This window comes from Rhizobium cauense, from assembly GCF_019511525.1.
In the GTDB taxonomy this organism is placed as follows: Bacteria; Pseudomonadota; Alphaproteobacteria; order Rhizobiales; family Rhizobiaceae; genus Rhizobium; species Rhizobium cauense.
The window spans coordinates 15341-35754 of the sequence record NZ_JAEUAT010000008.1; the positions used below are offsets into that span (position 1 = coordinate 15341).

The following is a 20414-nucleotide window of genomic DNA, read 5'->3' on the forward strand; positions in this document are numbered from 1 at the left end:
CCGCCGCTGTTTTCCTGGGAAGCATCCGACCCAGCGGCGAAGTGTAGTACGGCAGGCTCGTCAGGTGCTTTTGATGAGGCTGCCAAATACTTCTCCTCACAGTAGAATTTTCTCGTTGGTAATCACAATTCCCTTGCCTAGCAGCGACCTACTGCGACATACTTGCGCAGCTGACACCACCTGAATGCATGCCTCGAAATACCTTGCGATTTCCTGTTTCTCGGAGCTGAGGTTCGATCAATGGTGCACCTGTCACGTGGGACAATTAGTTCGTTTTTAAAGATATTGATTGCCGTCTCTTGTTGGGCCGCGTTTTTGCCTGACCGAGCCGCGTATGCACAGGATCCCTTTGCCGATTTTCCGGTGGTTATCGGCTGCGAATTGAAGGGCACGTACCATGCATTCTATTTGTCCAGGATAACGAAGGACGGTACCGCCACCTATTCAGCGTCAGACCGGATTGCGGGTACGATTACGGTTGACGGCAAAGCCAAGGCCGTGGGCGGACTGGAGGGAGGAAACTGCGGAGGCAAGACCCTCAAGGAATTGCGGGCGTCAGGGCAGGCGCACGACTTCAGACCTTAACCCCTCAACGTTGAGATTTCTGGGCCATTTTGTTCAACAGACCAGTGAAACGGCTGGCTGTGCGGATGCTTTCCGTCAATTCAATGGGGGAATTCATGGACGACAGATGTCCTGGCCCTTGGAACGTCTGTGTGCTTGCACGTACGGGCAAGGACGGTGCCGTGGAGTTTATCGGCACGACCGAGGAAGCCCTGAGGAAACTAAGGAGCAATTGGCCTCGGCCTGGGCCGGCGTTCGCGCTGGCCGTCGAAAGTTGTGAGGATGTCGTGCGGAGTTGGGCTCCAACATACCTAGCACGAATAGCATTCGAGGAGGCCGTCAGGGAGGCGGGGCTCCATCTGTAGGGTGAGGTCCAGGCAACGACGCGACACAAGAGGGAGAAGCATGGAAGAGCTGCGAACGCCCTTGAGGGTAACGGCAGGTCGCTTTCTGCGCTCGGTGAGGATCTTCATCTCTTCAGAGGTTGGAGGCAGGGCAAAGCTGTTAATGGCGGGCCTTGTGATACTGCTTTTCACGATCAACGGCCTCAACGTGCTCAATAGCTTCGTTGGCCGGAACTTCATGACGGCAATCGCCGACAGGCATGTCAGCGAGTTCGCTCGCCAGGCGGTGTTCTACCTTCTTGTGTTTGCTGGCTCCACGGTCGTATCGGTGTTCGCACGCTTTACAGAGGAGCGTCTCGCCCTTCTCTGGAGGGCCTTCCTGACAGGTCGAGCCGTCAATCTCTACCTTACGGACAAGGCTTTTTACCGCCTGGATGTTTCCGGCAAGCTCTCGCATCCGGACCAACGCATCTCGGAAGATATCCGCGCCTTCACGGTGACGACCCTGTCTTTCCTGCTGATGATCTTCAATAGCGGCCTGACGATCGTTTCGTTCTCTGGCGTGCTTCTGTCTATCAATCCGGTCCTCTTCGCCGTTGCTGTTCTGTATGCGGCGAGCGGCTCCCTGCTTACGATCCGTCTCGGGCGACGGCTCATCAAGCTGGACTACGACCAGCTCGACAAAGAGGCGAGTTTTCGCGCTGGCCTCCTTCAGGCCCGAGAGAATGCCGAGCAGATAATGCTGTCTGGCAGCGAACGACAAATGAAGTCGTTTCTTTCGACGCGACTTGATGATCTGGTGGCGAACTTTCGCGTCATTACATCCGTTAACCGCGATGTGGGCTTCTTCACGACTGGCTATAACTGGCTGATCCAGATCATCCCCGCCCTGATTATCGCGCCGGCATTCTTCCGGGGGGATATCGAATTTGGCGTGATCACCCAATCTGCGGCCGCTTTCGCGATGCTGGTGGGCGCCTTTTCGCTGATCATCAACCAATTCAAGTCGATTTCCAATTTCGCCGCGGTCGTGACGCGGTTGAGCACGTTGTCGGAAGCCATAGAGAACTCGCAACGGAGCGTGAGCACAGAAATTCAAGTTCACGAGACACAGGAACAACTGTCTTACGAAAAGCTCACAATCTTGTCGGCAAGGGACGGATCGACGTTGCTGCGAGAGCTGACCGTGGCCTTTCCGTCTGGTGCCCGGGTGCTTGTGACGTGTTCCCGCGAGGATCAAGGGAATGCCCTCTTCGGGGCGACCGCGGGTGTTGCTTATCCAGGCTCAGGCGAAATCTTGCGACCTGCGGGTGAAGGGATACGTTTCCTCCCGCGGGAACCGTATTTGCCGCCAAGCACCCTTCGGCAGCTACTCGCTCCGGCAGCGAACGCAGAAATTTCCGACGAACGGATTTCGATACTACTTGCCGAATTCGGACTCGAACGCATTTCTAGTGCAGAGGGTTTTCAACAAGAAGTGGAATGGCATACGGTTCTGACGCAAAGAGAGCAGCAACTGCTGATGCTGGCGAGCATGTGCGTGGCCAAGCCACACGTCATCTTGCTTGAGAGAACCGAGGTTATGGTGGGCTGGGATACACTGTTCCGGATCATCACGCGCTTTGCAGACGACGGCGTTGCCTGCGTTCATATCGGGAACGCAGCCGACATTTTGGCCTATGATGCCATCCTGGAGTTCGGCGATGATGGCGCATGGCAGTGGAGGACGCCCGCATAACCGCGCAGACGCCTCGTGGCGTGCGGCACGGAAATTGAGACATAAGTCGACAGGAGGCTGACAATGACGAACGCCGCTCTTTCAACCGACGACTATCAGGCAGCGGCTACCCCGCTGGGGGCTGAAGAGCTCCGATTGATGGACGCCTATTGGCGGGCATCAAACTATCTCTCGGTCGGACAGATTTACCTGCTCGACAACCCGCTACTGAAGAAACCTCTCAAGCGCGAGCATATCAAGCCAAGGCTGTTGGGCCACTGGGGAACAACTCCGGGGCTGAACATGCTCTATGTGCATCTCAACCGTGTTATCAAGCGCGACGATCTGAACATGATCTATGTGATTGGTCCTGGCCATGGCGGGCCATCGCTGGTCGCGCATGCTTACCTTGAAGGCACCTACAGCGAAGTCTACCCGAATATCGGTCAGGACGTCGAAGGCATACAGCGGCTGTTCAAGCAGTTCAGCTTTCCCGGCGGCATTCCGAGCCACGTCGCCCCGGAAACGCCTGGAAGTATCCATGAAGGCGGCGAGCTCGGCTATGCCCTCAGCCACGCCTATGGGGCGGCCTTCGACAATCCCGACATGATCGTCGCCTGCGTCGTCGGCGACGGGGAGGCCGAAACCGGGCCGCTCGCCACAGGGTGGCATGGCAACAAGTTTCTCAATCCCGCCCGCGACGGGTGCGTCCTGCCGATCCTGCATCTCAACGGCTACAAGATCGCCAATCCATGCTTCCTCGCTCGCATTCCGGAGCACGAACTGCGCAAGTTCTTCGAGGGGATGGGATATGCGCCGCTCTTCGTCGAAGGGCATGAGCCTGACAAGGTGCAGCAGCAGCTGGCGGCGGCCATGGATACCGCCGTCACGGAGATCAAGCGGATCTGGGTGGAGGCTCGCGAGAAGGGCAATCTGACGCGCCCGGCATGGCCGATGATTGTCTTCCGCACACCGAAGGGCTGGACCTGCCCGAGCGAGATAGACGGCAAGAAGTGTGAGGATTACTGGCGGTCACATCAGGTTCCGATGGGCGAGATGGACAAGCCGGAACACATCGAGATCCTTCAGCACTGGATGAAGACCTACAAGCCCGAAGAGCTCTTCGACGACGAAGGCAAGCTGCGCGCCGAGTTTGCGTCATTGGCCCCGACGGGACATCGCCGGATGAGCGACAATCCACACGCAAATGGCGGTCTCCTCCTGCGCGACCTGAAAATGCCTGACTTTCGCGACTACGCGGTCTCTGTGCCAAGCCCCGGAGCGACCATGACGGAATCCGCGCGCGTCATGGGCAAGTTCCTGCGCGATGTCATGAAGCTCAACCTGAACAGCAAGAACTTCCGGCTGTTCAGCCCGGACGAGAACAATTCCAACCGCTGGCAGGATGTGCTCGAGGTCACCGACCGCTGCTACATGGCCGAAATCTATCCCGAGGATGATCACCTATCACCCGATGGCCGCGTCATGGAGGTGCTGAGCGAGCATCAGTGCCAGGGCTGGCTGGAAGGCTACCTGCTGACGGGACGCCACGGCTTCTTCTCCTGCTACGAAGCCTTCATTCACATCATCGACTCTATGTTCAACCAGCACGCCAAATGGCTGAAGGTGTGCAATCACATTCCCTGGAGGCGGCCGATCGGTTCGCTGAACTACTTCCTCAGCTCCCACGTCTGGCGCCAGGACCACAACGGCTTCAGCCATCAGGATCCGGGTTTCATCGATCACGTCGTCAACAAGAAGGCAGACGTGATCCGTGTCTATCTGCCGCCGGATGCCAATACGCTGCTTTCGGTCACGGATCATTGCCTGCGCAGCCGCAACTATGTGAACGTCGTCGTGGCCGGCAAGCAACCGGCGCCGCAATGGCTGACGATGGATGAGGCGGTCAAGCATTGCACCGAAGGCCTTGGCATTTGGGAATGGGCCAGCAACGATCGAGGTTCGGAGCCCGATGTCGTCATGGCGTGCTGCGGCGACGTACCGACGCTGGAAACGCTGGCGGCAGTCCAATTGCTGCGAGAACACCTTCCTGAGCTGAAGGTTCGCGTGGTCAATGTCGTCAACCTCATGAAACTGCAACCGTCGAAGGAGCATCCGCATGGGCTCTCAGACGCAGACTTCGACGCATTGTTCACGAAGGACAAGCCGATCATCTTTGCGTTCCACGGTTATCCCTGGTTGATCCATCGGCTTACCTATCGCCGCACAAATCACGACAATCTGCATGTGCGCGGTTACAAGGAAGAGGGAACGACGACGACGCCATTCGACATGGTGGTCCTGAACGAAATGGACCGCTTCCACCTTGTCGAGGATGTCATCGATCGCCTGCCGCAGCTCGGCGCTCGGGCGGCCTATTTCAAGCAGGCGATCCACGAGAAGCTGATCGAACACAGGCAGTACATCGAAAAGTATGGCGACGACATGCCCGAGATAAGCGGTTGGAGATGGGGTGTGCAGGAGCAGAGCAAAAGCCAGCTGAGAACCTCGACGGAAGGTGACAACACCTGAGCCGTTCAGCCCCCAGCGCGCAGCAGGGCGCGTTGGGGAGCGGCTGAGGTTGGTTTACAATGTAACTTCACGGCTGATGACGTTCAGGCGGTGATTTGCATATCGGCGACTTGATAGGGCGTCCATCAGTCGCGAAGCCTTGTGGAATGGATGAGGCCATGACCGAGTTACCATCCGCCCCAAATTTGGAGTCCGCTGCCAGCGACGAGGATTTCGCGCGGTTGCAGTTCACGACGCTGCTCTACTACCTGCATTGCACGAACCCGGACAACGGGCTCGTCCGCGACAAGACGCAAGATTCTGCACCGGCGAGTATAGCCGCTGTCGGCATGGCGCTTGCCACTATCCCCGTCCTTGTGGAGCGTGGCATCATCATTCGAAAGTTTGCCGCCAAGATGGCCCGGAGGCGGCTCGATTTTCTGGCACGGTGCCATCAAGGGCCCGAACCGGACGCCTCCGGCTACAAGGGCTTCTTCTACCACTTCCTTGATATCGAAACAGGACGCCGGGTATGGCAGTGCGAATTGTCGACGATCGACTCGGCCTTTCTGTTTGCCGGCGCGCTGACCGTTGCCACGTATTTCAACGAGGATACGGCCGACGAAGTCAAGATCAGGCAACTTGCCGCGTTTCTCTATGAAAGGGCGGACTGGAACTGGGCCTGTGACCACGGAGCGACGCTGACGCACGGCTGGCACCCCGAGAGCGGCTTCATTCCCTACCGCTGGCGCGGCTATGACGAGGGCCTGCTCCTCTACATACTGGGGCTCGGTTCGCCATCGCATCCGTTGCCGCCCGAGAGCTACGCGGCCTACACTGACAGCTATGACTGGCGCAACATCTTCGGGCGCGAACTGCTCTATTCCGGTCCGCTCTTCACGCACCAGCTTTCGCATATGTGGATTGATTTCCGCGGTCTCCGGGACGAATTCATGCGCGAGCACGACAGCGACTATTTTCAGAACAGCAGGCAGGCCACCTTCGTCCAGCAGGAGTATGCGATCCGAAATCCCAAGGAGTTCGAAGGTTATGGCGAACACTGCTGGGGCTTCACCGCAAGCGATGGCCCCGGCTGGCTGACGCTGGACGTTGGCGGGGTGCGCAGGGAATTTTTCGACTACATCGCGCGCGGGGCACCGTTTGGACCGGACGATGGGACCGTCTCTCCGTGGGTCGTTGTCGCGTCCCTGCCATTTGCGCCCGAAATTGTCATTCCGACTGTCCTCAACTGCGGGAGCCTCAACCTGGGGATGACACGGCTCTACGGGTTCAAGCCGTCGTTCAATCGGACGTTCAAGGTTCCGGACAGTCCGACGGGCTGGTGGATCAGTCCCTGCCACTTCGGCATCGATCAGGGACCGGTGGCCCTGATGATCGAGAATTATCGAACCGGTTTCCTGTGGAACCTGATGCGTAACTGCGAGCCGATCGTGCGTGGCCTGCGCCGAGCCGGGTTCAGTGGTGGCTGGCTATAGCCAACGAGGGGTGCACTGGGCACGGTTATGGGGGCGCGCTTCCTCAATGGTTCGCGAGTTGGACCCGCAGCGAGGACAATGCGCGCTCTGCCTCTCCGATTTCCTTGAGGACGATCTTTTCCTGCCGATGGTCGATGCCGCCTCCGGCGATTGCCGCATCGACCACTTCCAGGACATCGGTGGCCTCGATCACCACTTTTGTTGCGCGCCTCTGCAGGGCCTCGGGAACAGGAGGCTCGAGATCGTCTATCCTGACGCCGTCCGCGCGCTCGGCCGGCACAAAGCGCGTTCCCTCGAGGAGGTAGGCCACAAGCCGTGGATCCGGAATCGCGACAATGAGCGCACGGATTTCGTCGGCGGAGAAGACGCTGCGCCCGATCAGGCGCGAGTGCAACACGGCGTAGCTGACCCCGATCTCAGCCGCCACCTTCTCGATACTGAGCTGCCGTTCGATGACCAGAATCGCATATGCGATCTGCGCGAACTCGCTGCCTCGATCAGCCATCGTCACCCTCCTTAGATGCGCTGCAGGTCAAACGTCGGCGGCGCCAACGATACAAGCCTATCAAAAAAGACATCCCGTTTTGATGGCTTCGAGTGGTAGCTGTCGCTACAGGAAGCGCCCGCGGCAACACCCCAGCCGCGGGGAAAGACCGCCTGCTCGGGCTTTTTGACTGACAGGTGGTCTGACCTCGGCAATCGTATGCAAACGACAACGGTCGCGTTGCATGCGGCAGCCCTTCGGTTTCCTTGAGAAGAACGACAGCCCGGGTCGATACGATCGCGAACCCGGCTGCGGATCGCCTGCTTGGTCGCTGGGGCCAAGGGGGGCGCGTCAATGAGAACCACGCAGCTGATCATCCTTCAGCCAACTTCGGCTAAAGACGCTCGGGGAACCGTCTGCCATCTGCGGCGACGTTTGCACGATATCCTCCCTCAGCCACCAGTCGATCGACGTACCGGGAGCGGACAGCTCTCCCTGTTGGAGGTCTGCCCGGACAAGGATAGATATGGACTGGCCGCGTGCGGATTTCGCGTCCGCGGCGTGAGCAGCCGACGACACAAGCAACGGCACACAGACGATTGTCGTCAGCACCGCAACATACAATGGAACTGCCTGCGAGTACGACATGACAAGCACCCCGCCAAGGTCAGGCGATACTACAACATTGGAAGTTGAATTCACAGCGTTCTCTGCACTCGCAATGACACGGCCTGGCGCTATGCAGCGAGGGATGTTCAGGGAAACAATGCAGGCGCCAGACACTTTGCTCAATCTCTCCAAAAGGAGGTGAGCATCCGTCTGTGTTCATGTCGCTAGAGCCTGCGTTCGGCGCCAGCAGGCAATCTCTCGTCATGTCATATGAAGATCAAAAAAGTTGGCGCACCCGACAGGATTCGAACCTGTGACCTTTGGAATCGGAATCCAACACTCTATCCAGCTGAGCTACGGGTGCATGCCTCAGGCGTTTGAATCGCCCTGTCCGATGCGAGGTTCTTAGCCTAGCTCGCCGCGTCCTTCAATCTCTCTCCGGCGAAATTCTTCGTCGCGTTGCCTTGGAACGGTTTCTTTTTCCGTGCCGAGGCACAAATGCTCGCATCGCGGTGTCCTGAAAGCGAGAGCCCGCCGGACTTTCGTTCGGCGGGCTCCTCTTATCGCAGTTGGCGTCAGACCTGCATGGCGCCGGGGCCGGGGATGGCCTTGGGCGGGACCTTGCCGAGGATGATCATGCCGAGGACCTCGTCCTTGGTGACGTCCTCGGTGCGGGCGTGGCCGACGACCTGGCCGTTCTTCATAACCGACACGCGGTCGGCGAGGTCGAAAACGTCATGGATGTCGTGGCTGATCAGGAAGATGCCGATGCCTTCCTTCTTCAGTTGCTTGATCAGCTCGCCGACCTGGGCCGTTTCCTGCGGACCAAGGGCTGCCGTCGGCTCGTCCATGATCAGGATGCGGGCATTGAACAGGATGGCGCGGGCGATCGCCACCGACTGCCGCTGACCACCGGACAGCGCCTTCACCGGCTCCTTGAAGCGGCGGAAGTTGGGGTTGAGACGTCCCATCACCTCGCGGGCGGAGGCTTCCATGGCAACGTCGTCGAGCGTTCCCCATTTCGTGCGGATCTCGCGGCCGAGATAAAGGTTGGCGGCGGCATCGACGTTATCGGCGACGGCGAGCGTCTGGTAGATCGTCTCGATGCCATACTTCTTCGCATCGCGCGGATTGCGGATGTCGGCTGGCTCGCCATTGATCAGGATCTCGCCGCTATCGCGCTTGTAGGCGCCGGAGAGGATCTTGATGAGTGTCGACTTGCCGGCGCCGTTGTGGCCGAGAAGGGCGACGACTTCGCCGGGGTAGAGATCGACCGAAGCATTGTCCACGGCGTGAATTCCGCCGAAGGAGATCGAGATGTTCTTCAGTTCCACAAGGGGAGTGCGTTGATCAGTCATATCTAGGACTCCTCTTACTTCGACCGCGAGCGATAGACGGTGTCGAGCCAGACGGCAACGACAAGCACGGCGCCCACGACGACATTCTGTATGGGGGTGTCGACATTGGCGAGGCCCATCCCCGATTGCAGCGACTGCATGACCAGCGCGCCGAGCATGGCGCCGGCGATCGTGCCGGTGCCGCCGGCAAGCGAGGTGCCGCCGATGACGGCTGCCGCGATGGTATAGAGCTCGTAGGTCGTGCCTTGCGAGTTCGCAGCCGCATTTAGGCGTGCGGTGGAGATCGCCGCGGCGACCGCCGCGAGGAAGCCCATCAGCGCGAAGATGCGGACCGCAACCCAGCGCGTCTTGATGCCGGCGAGCTCTGCGGCCTCAGGATTGCCGCCGATCGCGAAGACATAGCGGCCGAAGCGCAGGCGGGTGGCGATGAAGGTCATCACGATGCCGACGAGAATGGCGATCAGGACAGGCACGGCGATGCCGTAGGAGATGAACAGCCCCGTTTCCGGCCAGGCAATGTTGTTTGCCTCGGCATATTTCTTGGCGATCGCCACCGGCCAATAATAGATGGTGGACACCCAGATGGCTCCGAGCACCAGCGCACAGCCGAGGACGGCCAGGAAATATTCGGCCCAGAGCGGACGGCGCGGGAAGTTGAAGCGCTTGCGCTGGTGGCGTGAGCCGATGATGCCGACGATGATCAGCACGCAGGCGACAAGCCCGATGATCCAGCTCCAGGTCGCGCCGACGGCACCTTCGGCACCGCCGCCCATGATACGGAACGTCGTATCGAGCGGGGCGACCGTCTGGCCCGATGTCACGTACCAGGCAAGACCGCGCCAGGCGAGGAAGCCGCCGAGCGTGACAATGAAGGAGGGGACGCCCAGGAAGGCGATGATGACGCCCTGGAAAAGGCCGATCAGCGTTCCGGCAACCAGGCCGCAGACCAGCGTGATCAGCCAGGTCCAGGAGTTGTCGAAGCCGAGATACTGCGGCAGGAATTTTGCCTGGACGACACCCATGATCATGGCGACGAGGCCGAGCATGGAGCCGATCGACAGGTCGATGTTGCGGGTGACGATGACGAGCACCATGCCTGTCGCGAGAACCGCGATCTCGGTCGTCTGGACCGAGAGGTTCCAGAGGTTGCGCGGCGTCAGGAAGAGCCCGCCGGTGTAGAGATGGAAGCCGATCCAGATGACGAGCAGCGCGGCAACCATGCCAAGCAGGCGCGTGTCGATCTCGGTTGCGCGCAGGAAGCGTGTGAAAGCATTACCCTCTGCCACGCGCGGTTGGCTTGATGAGGATTGCGTGATGTTTGCCATGGGTTTGCCGTTCCCCCCATTGTTTGGGCCGTGGCGCGGGTGCCCGAAAAGCCCGAACCGAGGTTGCCCTGTTCTTGAATTGACCACCGAGAGACTTCCGAAACGGCCGCTCAAGGCGCGGCACTATTCTGGCAGGGAATCAAAGCGTTCGGTGCGTTGCGAGGCGGGAGTGTCCGTGGAGGAAGCACCATCCGCATCCGGCGCCGCAGCGAGACCGCTGCGGCGCCGGCGTGTTGATTGACTTTACAAGGATTAATCGCAGGCCTTGACGCTGCCGGCCTTGACGCCCTGGCAAGCTTCAGCCTTGGAAATCCAGCCGGCGTCGATGACGACGTTCAGGTTGTCCTTGGTGATTGCCTCCGGCTTCAGGAAGATCGACTGCATCTTCACCTTCTTCGGACCGCCCTCGAAAGCCGTGACGCCTGCAATCTTGTCCATCGTCGTGCCGCCAGCGAGGTCGAGCGCGATTTCAGCAGCGCGCTTACCGAGTTCGCGCGAGTCCTTCCAAACGGAAACCGTCTGCGTGCCGAGCGCGATGCGGTTCAGAGCAGCCTTGTCGGCGTCCTGGCCGGAAACCGGAACGGTGCCTGCCATGCCCTGTGCGTCGAGAGCAGCCACTGCGCCGCCGGCGGTGCCGTCGTTCGAAGCAACAACGGCGTCAACCTTGTTGTTGTTGGCAGTCAGGAACTGCTCCATGTTGCGCTGGGCGTTCTGCGGCAGCCAGCCGTCGGTGTAGGCTTCGCCGACGTTCTTGATCTTGCCTGCGTCAACGGCAGCCTTCAGCACTTCCATCTGGCCGGCGAACAGGAAGTCTGCGTTCGGGTCGGAAGAAGAGCCCTTGATGAAGACGTAGTTGCCTTCAGGCTTGACCTTGAACACGCCTTCGGCCTGCAGACGACCAACTTCCTTGTTGTCGAAGGTGATGTAGAAGGCTGCAGGGTTTTCGATCAGGCGGTCGTAACCGACAACCGGAATGCCTTCAGCCGCAGCCTTTTCAATGGCAGGACCGATCGCATCGGAATCCTGGGCAAGAACGATCAGCGCGTTCGCGCCCTGCGAAATCAGAGATTCAACGTCGGTCAGCTGCTTTGCGGCAGACGACTGGGCATCAGCGGAAATGTACTTGGCGCCCTTGGCTTCCAGGGCCTTTTGGATGGCGGCTTCGTCGGTCTTCCAACGTTCTTCCTGGAAGTTCGACCAGGAAACGCCGACGACGAGGTCGGCAGCCATTGCGGCGGTATGCACCGACACGAGGATGGCCGCCCCGGCCATCAGCTTCAAAACAGACTTCATAAATATCCTCCCGAGTGAATAGCGGCCAGCCCCAGCCAGTGGTTCCTCCGGCCGCCGCGGTTCGCTGTCCAGAAAGGTTCGTATTATTTTCTCGACAGTCGAGAAATTTAGTGTCAGAGATTTTTTCAACTGTCAACACTGCACTACCGACGGAATTTTCGTTAGGAGAACCTGCCGGAGATACAGTGTGAACGAGGGCGGAATGCGAGGGGGAGAGGGCCGGCATATATGCTGACCAAGTCGAGCACGGAATTGGTCCGGCAGCGAAATAGCGTCCTCGTGCTCGCTGCGCTTCGAAGGCATGGAGCGCTCGCCCACACCGAGATCGCCGACTTTACAAAGCTGTCCTCTGCCACGATCTCAGCCATCACCGCCGATCTGGAAAAAGCTCAGATCATCGAGAAATCCGAGCATCAGGCGGCCAGCGGGCGGGGGCGTCCGCGCGTGTCGTTTCGGCAACGCCGCGATTGCGGCTACCTGGTCGTTGTAATCATCTCGTCGGATGGCGTGCAATATTCGTTGGTCGACTACGCGGGCAAACTCATCGACAGGTTCAACGAGGAAAGGTCACATGATCCCGCTGGCGCCGAGAGGTTTGTAACCTCCATCAGGGAGGGGCTTGCGCGTATCCTATCGCGCTCGAAGCTGCCCCAGGAGAAGGTGTTGCTGATATCGATCAGCAGCAAGGGTCTCGTGCATCCTACAGAGCCGGTGCTGGTCTGGTCGCCAATCTTTGGCAGTAACCAGATCGACTTCGAATCGGCACTGCGGCCGGAATGGCAGGCCAGGATCCTCCTCGGCAATGAAACGCAGCTTGTTGCGGCGGCGCTCGGCGCGCATGAGGAGAACACGAGGCCAGCGGATTTTCGTGCACTTGCCGCATTGTCGCTCGGGCATAGCATCGGGCTTGGCATCGTTCGAAGCGCGGGGCAGGGGGAGCGGGAGATCTCGGCGCCGAATTTCGGACATATGCTGCATATGGCGAACGGCGGGCTTTGTCGCTGCGGCAGCAAAGGATGCATTGAGGCCTATGCAGGCTTCTATGCGATTCTGCGCATGGCCTTCGAAGTGCCGCTGGATACGATTCCGGCCAAGTTCGTTCCTATCGCGGAGCTCGACAAGATCGCAGCGCAGGCGCGCCACGGCCATCGCATGTCTGCCTTTGCATTCAGACAGGCCGGTATCGCGCTCGGAAACGGGCTTTCACGCCTGCTCAGCCTGACAGAGCGCATGCCAATCGCAATCACTGGGCCTGGCACGCGCTATTATGACTTGTTGCGGCAGGGAATCGAGGAAGGTCTCGGCCAGACGCATGTGGTACGGATGGAGGGGATGCCAGAGATCCGCGTTGTGCCTGACGAATCTATCCTTGTGTTCGAGGGACACCTGGACAGAGCATTGTCGGTGATCGATCAGGAACTGGTTATGTCCGGCATTCAGGGGGCCGACTAGCCGCGCGTTACCGGCGCAGAATAGCAGGAAACGAGAAATGGCCGGGCAGGGACCCGGCCATCTCACAGGTGGCTTTCGGTCGGGAGAGGGCCGTCAGCCAATCTTGATGAGTTTGCCTTCCTTGACGGATTGCACCGCAGCGTCGGCAAGTGCCAGCGCAGCAAGGCCATCCGCGCCGGACGGCGAGATTACACCACCCTTTTCGATCGCCGCGACAAAGCTCGCGATTTCGTTGGCGTAGGCTTCGGTGTAGCGGGTCATGAAGAAGTCGTGCAGCGGCGGACGGGTGTAGCCATCGCCATTGGCAACCTCGATCGAGACAGGGCGCTGGTTTTCGGCGGCGACCATGCCCTTGGAGCCATGCACCTCGATGCGCTGATCGTAGCCGTAGGTGGCGCGGCGGGAGTTGGAGATGATCGCCTGCTTGCCGGACTTGGTCTGCAGAATTACGGAAACACTGTCATAGTCACCAGCCTCGCCGATCGCCTTGTCGACGAGAACCGCGGCGGTCGCGCTGACGGCAACTGGCTCTTCGCCGAGCAGGAAGCGGGCCATGTCGAAGTCATGGATCGTCATGTCGCGGAAGATGCCGCCCGAACGCTTGATGTAGTCGACAGGCGGGGCGCCCGGATCGCGCGAAGTGATCGTGACCATCTCGACGTCGCCGATTCGGCCATCATCGATCGTCTTGCGAACCGCCATGAAATGCGGGTCAAACCGGCGGTTAAAGCCAACCATCAGCTTGGCCTTGGTCTCGTCAACGACCTTGATGCAGGCCTTGACGCGGGCAACGTCCAGATCGATCGGCTTTTCGCAGAAGATTGCCTTGCCGGCACGCGCGAAGCGCTCGATCAGATCAGCGTGGGTGTCGGTCGGAGTGCAGATAACAACGGCGTCGATGTCCTTGGCAGCTTCGATCGCGTCGATCGTGCGGACTTCGCAGCCGTAGGCCGATGCGATCGCTTCTGCTGCCTGCGGAAAGGCGTCGGCGACAGCGACGAGCTTGGCGTTGGGGTCACCGCTGACGGCCTTCGCGTGAACCTTGCCGATACGGCCGGCGCCGAGAAGACCAAATCTGACTGTCATGAGAACCTCCCCTGGATTCGGAACAAATGAACCGAATTATAATGCGTGTAGAATTTTCATTCCATTTAATGGCTACGGCGTCAAGCCCGCGGCTCTTTCACATTTGTAAAATCCATCCTAAAGACATGTGATCAAAATACCGCGCGGGAAAAGTATGCAACTCATTGATCCGAACCATCCGGCCTACCGTCCGCTCTGGGCGCGTATCCTCATCGTGGCGGTTTGCCTAGGCTGGGCGCTGGTCGAAATCACCACCGGCGACCCATTCTGGGCCGTTCTGTCGGGTGGGGCCGGCATATACGCAGCCTATATGCTGTTCTGGAACTACAAGCCGCAGTCGGAAACCGCGGAGCCGACGCCTCCCTCCGAAGACCACGAAGACAAGAAAGACGCCGAATAATCAGCGGTTGACGCGTCGCAGGGCCTGGTCGATCAAAAGGTTTGCCGCGGTCATTCGTTTGGTGGCGTTTTCGCGAAATGCGGGATAGACGCCGTCGGGGTGGTTCTTCTTGGCGAAGGCGCGGCGTTTCTCATTCAGGCTTTGGACAGTATCGCGCGCCGACAAATTCAGTTCGGCCGCGATCTCTTCCGGTGTGATGCGTTCGAGGTATTCGGGCATCACGGGCTCGGGTTCCGATATCGGCGACGGCGCGGTTGATGTCTCGACGGCTCTTTCTGCTGGCGCGAACTCGAGATTGTCGAAATAGGCCTGGCCGGGTTGTGCCGACGATGCCGACACACCTTCCATTACATTGAAGGCGAGACCCGTCTTGAGGCCGCTGACGCGGGCAGCCGACGGCGTATCGATTGTCTCGTCGTTCTCTGCCTTGAGACGGTCGAGCACGGACTGGAACAGGGATTGGCCGAATAGCATGGATGCTTCCTTTGGAAGGAGCATTAGATGTGAGTAAGGTGGTGCAAAGCTTGTCAGCTCGTCGCAACCTTCTTGCTTTCGGCCAGTACGAGGTCATAGAGCAGCCGCGCGCTGGGGGGGAGCGCACGGTCCTTGACCGTGATCAGGCTGTAGGGCCTGACGTTGATCTCGAAATCGATCGGCAGCACCCGCACATCCGATGCCTTCGACTTGTGGGTCGCGAGAAACTGCGCCACGTCGAGCGCGATCGGAGCGATAGCATCTGTCTGGCATACCGTTGCGCAGGTAAGAAGCAAAGAAGACGTGTTGACGATATTTTCCGGAAGCGACACCCCTCGCGCCAGGAAGAGATCTTCGATCGTCCGGCGAAGGAGTGTGCCTGCAGGCTGAAAGACCCAGTCGTATTGCGGCAGGTCCTCCAGGGTGACGACTTTCTTCTTCAATAGAGGATGGCCGCCGCGCACGATCAGGCAAGCCTTCTCCACACCGATCTCCTGGACCTGGAACAGGCGTGGATTGAGATCGTCGGGAATGCGGCTGATGATGAAGTCGTGCCGGGCGGCAAGCAGTTCGCGGGCGAGCACATTGCTCGTTTCTACCTGAATGGTGACTTCTATGCCGGGAAGGGCGCTTCTCACACGCTTTATCGCCGGCACCACCAGGCTCATCGCCGGGGCGGTGACCGCGCCGATGAAGACGGCGCCACCCTTTCCCGTCTTCAGTTCGGCGATCTCTCGGCCGGCCTCACGCAGTTCCAGCATTATCTTTCGCGCACGTCTGGCGAGGGCCTGTCCAAACGCCGTCAGTGCAACCCCGCGGGCCACGCGTTCGTAAAGCGGCGTCTTAACGATCGATTCCATTTCAGACAGGATTCGCGACGCTGCCGGCTGCGAAATGTTCAGCACTTCCGCAGCGGCTGAAATCTGTCCGCTATCTTCGATTGCGACGATCATCCGCAGGTGATTCAGCTTGAGCCCTGACCTTAGAAGGGCGTCGTCACTGAAAATATCTGTATGGATATCCACATGGGCATGCGTCACAGGGTCTGAGATAATCGGCATGGTTGCAGCCTCCCAACTGCGCTCCATCAAAAGTAATACTTTTTAACGATATACCAAAAATGTTATGCGCTTTGCTAGTTATTCTATTTGACAGTTATAGGAATCCATACCAGTTTGCCGCCGTGTGCTGGTTGGCACTCAACACGTGAGAGAGCGTGGAGGAGACCTACTTCGTTTCTCACCATCTGAAGTATTATCCAAGACGGAACCTGCCACAGTTTCGGGGCGGGCGATTTTTCGTCCGCGCGTTTATTAACTAAGGGAGAGAGAGATATGAAATCCATTATCTCGTTGATGGCAGCGGCGGCTTTCGGCGTCGCTTCGTTCGTTATGCCAGCGATGGCGCAAGACAAGGGGACTGTCGGCATCGCAATGCCCACGAAGTCGTCGGCTCGTTGGATCGACGACGGCAACAACATCGTCAAGCAGCTCCAGGACGCTGGCTACGCCACCGACCTGCAGTACGCTGACGACGACATTCCGAACCAGCTGTCTCAGATTGAGAACATGGTCACGAAGGGCGTCAAGGTTCTCGTCATCGCCGCTATCGACGGCACGACGCTTTCCGACGTTCTCCAGAAGGCTCACGACGCAGGCATCAAGGTCATCGCTTATGACCGTCTGATCCGCGACTCGGGCAACGTCGACTACTACGCGACGTTCGACAACTTCAAGGTCGGCGTTCTGCAGGCAACCTCCATCGTTGATGCCCTCGGCCTCAAGGATGGCAAGGGCCCGTTCAACATCGAGCTCTTCGGCGGTTCGCCGGACGACAACAACGCCTTCTTCTTCTATGACGGCGCAATGTCTGTTCTGCAGCCTTACATCGACAGCGGCAAGCTCGTCGTAAAGTCTGGCCAGACCGGCATGGACAAGGTCGGTACGCTGCGTTGGGACCCGGCAACGGCCCAGGCTCGTATGGATAACCTGCTCTCGGCTAACTACACCGACGCGAAGGTCAATGCAGTTCTGTCGCCTTACGACGGTCTGTCCATCGGCATCATCTCGTCGCTGAAGGGCGTCGGCTACGGTTCTGGCGATCAGCCGCTCCCGGTCGTTTCCGGCCAGGACGCTGAAGTTCCGTCGGTCAAGTCGATCATCGCTGGCGAACAGCACTCCACGATCTTCAAGGACACCCGTGACCTCGCAAAGGTCACCGTCGGTATGGTCAACGCTCTGATGGAAGGCAAGGAGCCTGAAGTCAACGACACGAAGACCTACGACAACGGCGTCAAGGTCGTTCCGTCCTACCTGCTGACCCCGGTCGCAGTTGACAAGACCAACTACGAGAAGATCCTCGTTGAAGGCGGTTACTACAAGGCTGACCAGCTGAAGTAATTGTTCCAAGTTGGCCGGAACCCGCTGCTTGCGGGTTCCGGTCTTCAATTTTATGATCGCCGCGCCCCTTTGGCTGCTGGCGCTGGATTTTGACCATGGACAATACAATCCTCGAAATGCGGAACATCACCAAGACGTTCCCAGGCGTGAAGGCGCTTGAGAACGTGAACCTGAAGGTTCGGCAAGGTGAGATCCACGCATTGGTGGGTGAAAACGGGGCCGGCAAGTCGACCCTGATGAAAGTTCTCTCCGGCGTTTACCCGGCCGGAACCTACGACGGCGATATCGTCTATGAAGGCGACGTCCGTCATTTCAAGGCGCTCAAGGATTCCGAGGAAATCGGCATCGTCATCATTCACCAGGAGCTCGCCCTTGTGCCGCTCCTGTCGATTGCCGAAAACATCTTCCTCGGCAACGAAGTCGCCCAGAATGGCATTATCAAGTGGCAGGAAGCCTTCAAGCGCACGAGAGAGCTGCTGAGCAAGGTTGGCCTCAAGGAGTCCCCTGAGACGCTCGTCACCGACATCGGCGTCGGCAAGCAGCAGCTCGTCGAAATCGCCAAGGCGCTCTCGAAGAGCGTCAAGCTCCTGATCCTCGATGAGCCGACGGCGTCGCTCAATGAAAAGGACTCCGATGCGCTGCTCGAACTCCTGATCGAGTTCCGCAACCAGGGCCTGACCTCGATCATCATCACGCACAAGCTGAACGAAGTGCGCAAGGTTGCCGACCAGATCACGGTCCTGCGCGACGGCATGACGGTGAAGACGATGGACTGTCGCACCGAAGAAATCAGCGAAGACATCATCATCAAGAACATGGTGGGCCGCGAGCTTGCCGATCGTTATCCGCCGCGCTCCGTGCCGATCGGCGAAACGATTCTCGAGGTGAAGAACTGGAACGCCTACCACCAGCAGCACCGTGATCGTCAGGTCCTGCACGACATCAATGTCACCGTCCGCGCGGGCGAGGTCGTCGGTATCGCGGGTCTGATGGGCGCTGGCAGAACCGAATTCGCGATGAGCCTGTTCGGCAAGTCCTACGGCCACAAGATTCACGGCGACGTGTCCATGCACGGCAAGGCGGTTGACGTCAGCACCGTTCGCAAGGCGATCGATGCCGGTCTCGCCTACGTGACCGAAGACCGCAAGCATCTCGGTCTCGTGCTGAACGAAAACATCGTCCACAACACGACGCTTGCCAATCTGGCAGGCGTTTCCAGCGGGACGGTTATCGACAGCATCAAGGAATCCAAGATCGCGTCGGATTATCGCTCGAAGCTGCGCATCCGCAGTTCCAGCATCTTCCAGGAAACGGTCAACCTTTCGGGCGGCAACCAGCAAAAGGTCGTGCTGTCGAAGTGGCTGTTCTCCGATCCCGACGTTCTGATCCTCGATGAACCCACACGCGGTATCGATGTCGGTGCAAAATACGAAATCTATACTATCATCAACCAGCTCGCCGCCGATGGCAAAGGCGTTCTGATGATCTCATCGGAAATGCCCGAACTGCTTGGCACGTGCGACCGCATCTACGTCATGAATGAAGGACGTATCGTTGCGGAACTGCCAAAGGGAGAGGCGAGCCAAGAAACCATCATGCGCGCTATCATGCGCTCAGGGGAGAAGAAACAATGACGCCCGTCAACCCTCCAGCCGCCGAGGAAAGCAACGTCGTATCCGTTGCCGACTACATCCGGGGCAATATCCGCGAATACGGCATGCTCATCGCGCTCGTCGCGATCATGGTATTCTTCCAGTTCTATACGGGCGGCATCCTCTTCAAGCCGGTCAACCTGACAAACCTCGTCCTGCAGAACTCGTTCATCGTCATCATGGCGCTTGGCATGCTGCTCGTGATCGTGGCCGGTCATATTGACCTGTCCGTCGGGTCGATCGTCGCCTTCGTGGGTGCCGTTGCGGCAATTATGACCGTGACTTGGCAGATGAATTTCGTCGTGGCGGGCATTCTCTGCCTGATCATCGGCGGTCTCATCGGTGCCGCGCAGGGCTACTGGATCGCCTACCACCGCATCCCGTCCTTTATCGTTACGCTGGCGGGCATGCTCGTCTTCCGTGGCCTGACGCTGTTTGTCCTCGGCGGCAAGAACATCGGCCCGTTCCCGAAGGACTTCCAGGTCATCTCGACCGGCTTCCTGCCGGGCACCATGATTGATGTGGCCGGTGTTCCGCTGCATTCGACGTCCCTGATCCTGACGGTCGCCATTACCGTTGTACTCTTCTATCTCGCCTGGAGACGCCGCAAGGTAAACGAAAGCCACGGCATCGATGTGGAGCCTACAAGCTTCTTCGTCGCTCAGAACCTCATTCTGTCGCTAGCGATCCTGTTCCTTGGCTATCAGCTTTCGAGCTACAAGGGCCTGCCGAACGTTCTTGTCGTCATGCTCGTTCTGATCGCGGCCTACGCGTTCGTTACGCGCCGCACGACGATCGGTCGCCGCATTTACGCCATGGGCGGCAACGAAAAGGCAACCAAGCTTTCGGGTATCAACACCGAACGCCTGAGCTTCCTGACCTTCGTAAACATGGGCGTTCTCGCCGGCCTCGCCGGTATGATTATCGCAGCCCGTCTGAACTCGGCGACCCCGAAGGCGGGCGTTGGCTTCGAACTTGACGTTATCGCGGCCTGCTTCATCGGCGGTGCTTCGGCATCCGGCGGCGTTGGCAAGATTACCGGTGCCGTCATCGGCGCGTTCATCATGGGCGTCATGAACAACGGCATGTCGATCGTCGGTCTCGGCATCGACTTCCAGCAGATGGTCAAGGGCCTCGTGCTTCTCGCTGCCGTCTTCTTCGACGTCTACAACAAGAATAAGGGCTAAGCGCTTCGGCGCTGCCCGTGCATTCGCAGTGAAATGAACTTGCACATCCGGCTCCTTCGGGAG

18 protein-coding genes and 1 tRNA gene are annotated in these 20414 nt (G+C 59.0%); 10 read left to right on the forward strand and 9 right to left on the reverse strand.

What is annotated here, in order from left to right:
* The first annotated feature begins 240 nt into the window (after positions 1–240).
* From JNB88_RS33625 to JNB88_RS16235, 5 genes are all read left to right on the forward strand, one after another.
* The gene (locus JNB88_RS33625; RefSeq protein ID WP_223217226.1) at positions 241–585 is read left to right on the forward strand and encodes a hypothetical protein; all 345 of its coding nucleotides are present in this window, start codon (positions 241–243) and stop codon (positions 583–585) included.
* Positions 586–680: 95 nt separating this feature from the next.
* Entirely contained in the window at positions 681–929 is a 249-nt protein-coding gene (locus JNB88_RS16220) for a DUF982 domain-containing protein (protein ID WP_222858042.1), read from the forward strand.
* Positions 930–969: 40 nt separating this feature from the next.
* Positions 970–2646 (forward strand): ABC transporter ATP-binding protein/permease, encoded by a 1677-nt coding sequence (locus JNB88_RS16225; RefSeq protein ID WP_220356348.1) that lies wholly within the window; start codon positions 970–972, stop codon positions 2644–2646.
* Positions 2647–2709: 63 nt separating this feature from the next.
* Positions 2710–5157, forward strand: a complete 2448-nt coding sequence (locus tag JNB88_RS16230; protein ID WP_220356349.1) for a phosphoketolase family protein — start codon at positions 2710–2712, stop codon at positions 5155–5157.
* A gap of 158 nt (positions 5158–5315) precedes the next feature.
* The gene (locus JNB88_RS16235; protein ID WP_037132470.1) at positions 5316–6632 is read left to right on the forward strand and encodes a glucoamylase family protein; all 1317 of its coding nucleotides are present in this window, start codon (positions 5316–5318) and stop codon (positions 6630–6632) included.
* A 43-nt stretch (positions 6633–6675) separates the two neighbouring features.
* Here the strand turns inward: JNB88_RS16235 and JNB88_RS16240 are convergent, their stop codons facing one another.
* The 6 genes from JNB88_RS16240 to xylF all read right to left on the reverse strand — a co-directional run bounded on the left by JNB88_RS16240 (position 6676) and on the right by xylF (position 11701).
* Positions 6676–7137 carry a phage regulatory CII family protein gene (locus JNB88_RS16240; RefSeq protein WP_220356350.1) on the reverse strand — a complete coding sequence of 154 codons (462 nt, stop codon included), beginning with the start codon at positions 7135–7137 and terminating at the stop codon, positions 6676–6678.
* A 330-nt stretch (positions 7138–7467) separates the two neighbouring features.
* Positions 7468–7818, reverse strand: a complete 351-nt coding sequence (locus JNB88_RS16245) for a hypothetical protein (RefSeq protein WP_338111001.1) — start codon at positions 7816–7818, stop codon at positions 7468–7470.
* 194 nt (positions 7819–8012) lie between these two features.
* Positions 8013–8089: transfer RNA gene (locus JNB88_RS16250), tRNA-Arg, on the reverse strand.
* 211 nt (positions 8090–8300) lie between these two features.
* A complete protein-coding gene (locus tag JNB88_RS16255; RefSeq protein ID WP_220356351.1) occupies positions 8301–9083 on the reverse strand; it encodes an ATP-binding cassette domain-containing protein in 783 nt (260 codons plus the stop codon).
* Positions 9084–9097: 14 nt separating this feature from the next.
* A complete protein-coding gene (locus tag JNB88_RS16260; RefSeq protein ID WP_037132473.1) occupies positions 9098–10408 on the reverse strand; it encodes a sugar ABC transporter permease in 1311 nt (436 codons plus the stop codon).
* A 252-nt stretch (positions 10409–10660) separates the two neighbouring features.
* Positions 10661–11701 carry a D-xylose ABC transporter substrate-binding protein gene (gene xylF, locus JNB88_RS16265; protein ID WP_220356352.1) on the reverse strand — a complete coding sequence of 347 codons (1041 nt, stop codon included), beginning with the start codon at positions 11699–11701 and terminating at the stop codon, positions 10661–10663.
* 228 nt (positions 11702–11929) lie between these two features.
* Between xylF and JNB88_RS16270 the strand changes: the two genes are divergently transcribed.
* Positions 11930–13153, forward strand: coding sequence for an ROK family transcriptional regulator (locus JNB88_RS16270; protein WP_220356353.1), 1224 nt, complete (start codon positions 11930–11932; stop codon positions 13151–13153).
* Between the two features lie 93 nt (positions 13154–13246).
* Here JNB88_RS16270 and iolG read toward each other — a convergent pair whose 3' ends face one another.
* The gene (gene iolG, locus JNB88_RS16275; RefSeq protein WP_220356354.1) at positions 13247–14239 is read right to left on the reverse strand and encodes an inositol 2-dehydrogenase; all 993 of its coding nucleotides are present in this window, start codon (positions 14237–14239) and stop codon (positions 13247–13249) included.
* 154 nt (positions 14240–14393) lie between these two features.
* Here iolG and JNB88_RS16280 point away from each other — a divergent pair, with 154 nt between their 5' ends.
* The gene (locus tag JNB88_RS16280; protein ID WP_220356355.1) at positions 14394–14639 is read left to right on the forward strand and encodes a hypothetical protein; all 246 of its coding nucleotides are present in this window, start codon (positions 14394–14396) and stop codon (positions 14637–14639) included.
* On the opposite strand, the gene JNB88_RS16285 is transcribed toward JNB88_RS16280, so the two are convergent.
* Together JNB88_RS16285 and JNB88_RS16290 are read right to left on the reverse strand one after the other, a co-directional pair.
* On the reverse strand, positions 14640–15113 hold the full coding sequence (locus JNB88_RS16285; RefSeq protein WP_220356356.1) for a hypothetical protein: 474 nt from the start codon (positions 15111–15113) through the stop codon (positions 14640–14642). It abuts the gene before it with no gap.
* 53 nt (positions 15114–15166) lie between these two features.
* Positions 15167–16174: a LysR family transcriptional regulator gene (locus JNB88_RS16290; protein ID WP_220356357.1), complete on the reverse strand. Its 1008-nt coding sequence runs from the start codon at positions 16172–16174 to the stop codon at positions 15167–15169.
* A gap of 273 nt (positions 16175–16447) precedes the next feature.
* On the opposite strand from JNB88_RS16290, the gene chvE reads away from it, so the two are divergent.
* The 3 genes from chvE (at position 16448) to mmsB (ending at position 20351) form a co-directional block, all read left to right on the forward strand.
* Entirely contained in the window at positions 16448–17512 is a 1065-nt protein-coding gene (gene chvE, locus JNB88_RS16295; protein ID WP_220356358.1) for a multiple monosaccharide ABC transporter substrate-binding protein, read from the forward strand.
* A gap of 95 nt (positions 17513–17607) precedes the next feature.
* Entirely contained in the window at positions 17608–19146 is a 1539-nt protein-coding gene (gene mmsA, locus JNB88_RS16300; RefSeq protein ID WP_220356359.1) for a multiple monosaccharide ABC transporter ATP-binding protein, read from the forward strand.
* Positions 19143–20351: a multiple monosaccharide ABC transporter permease gene (gene mmsB / locus JNB88_RS16305; protein ID WP_037132489.1), complete on the forward strand. Its 1209-nt coding sequence runs from the start codon at positions 19143–19145 to the stop codon at positions 20349–20351. The genes mmsA and mmsB overlap by 4 nt, the downstream gene beginning before the upstream one ends.
* Positions 20352–20414 lie beyond the last annotated feature (63 nt).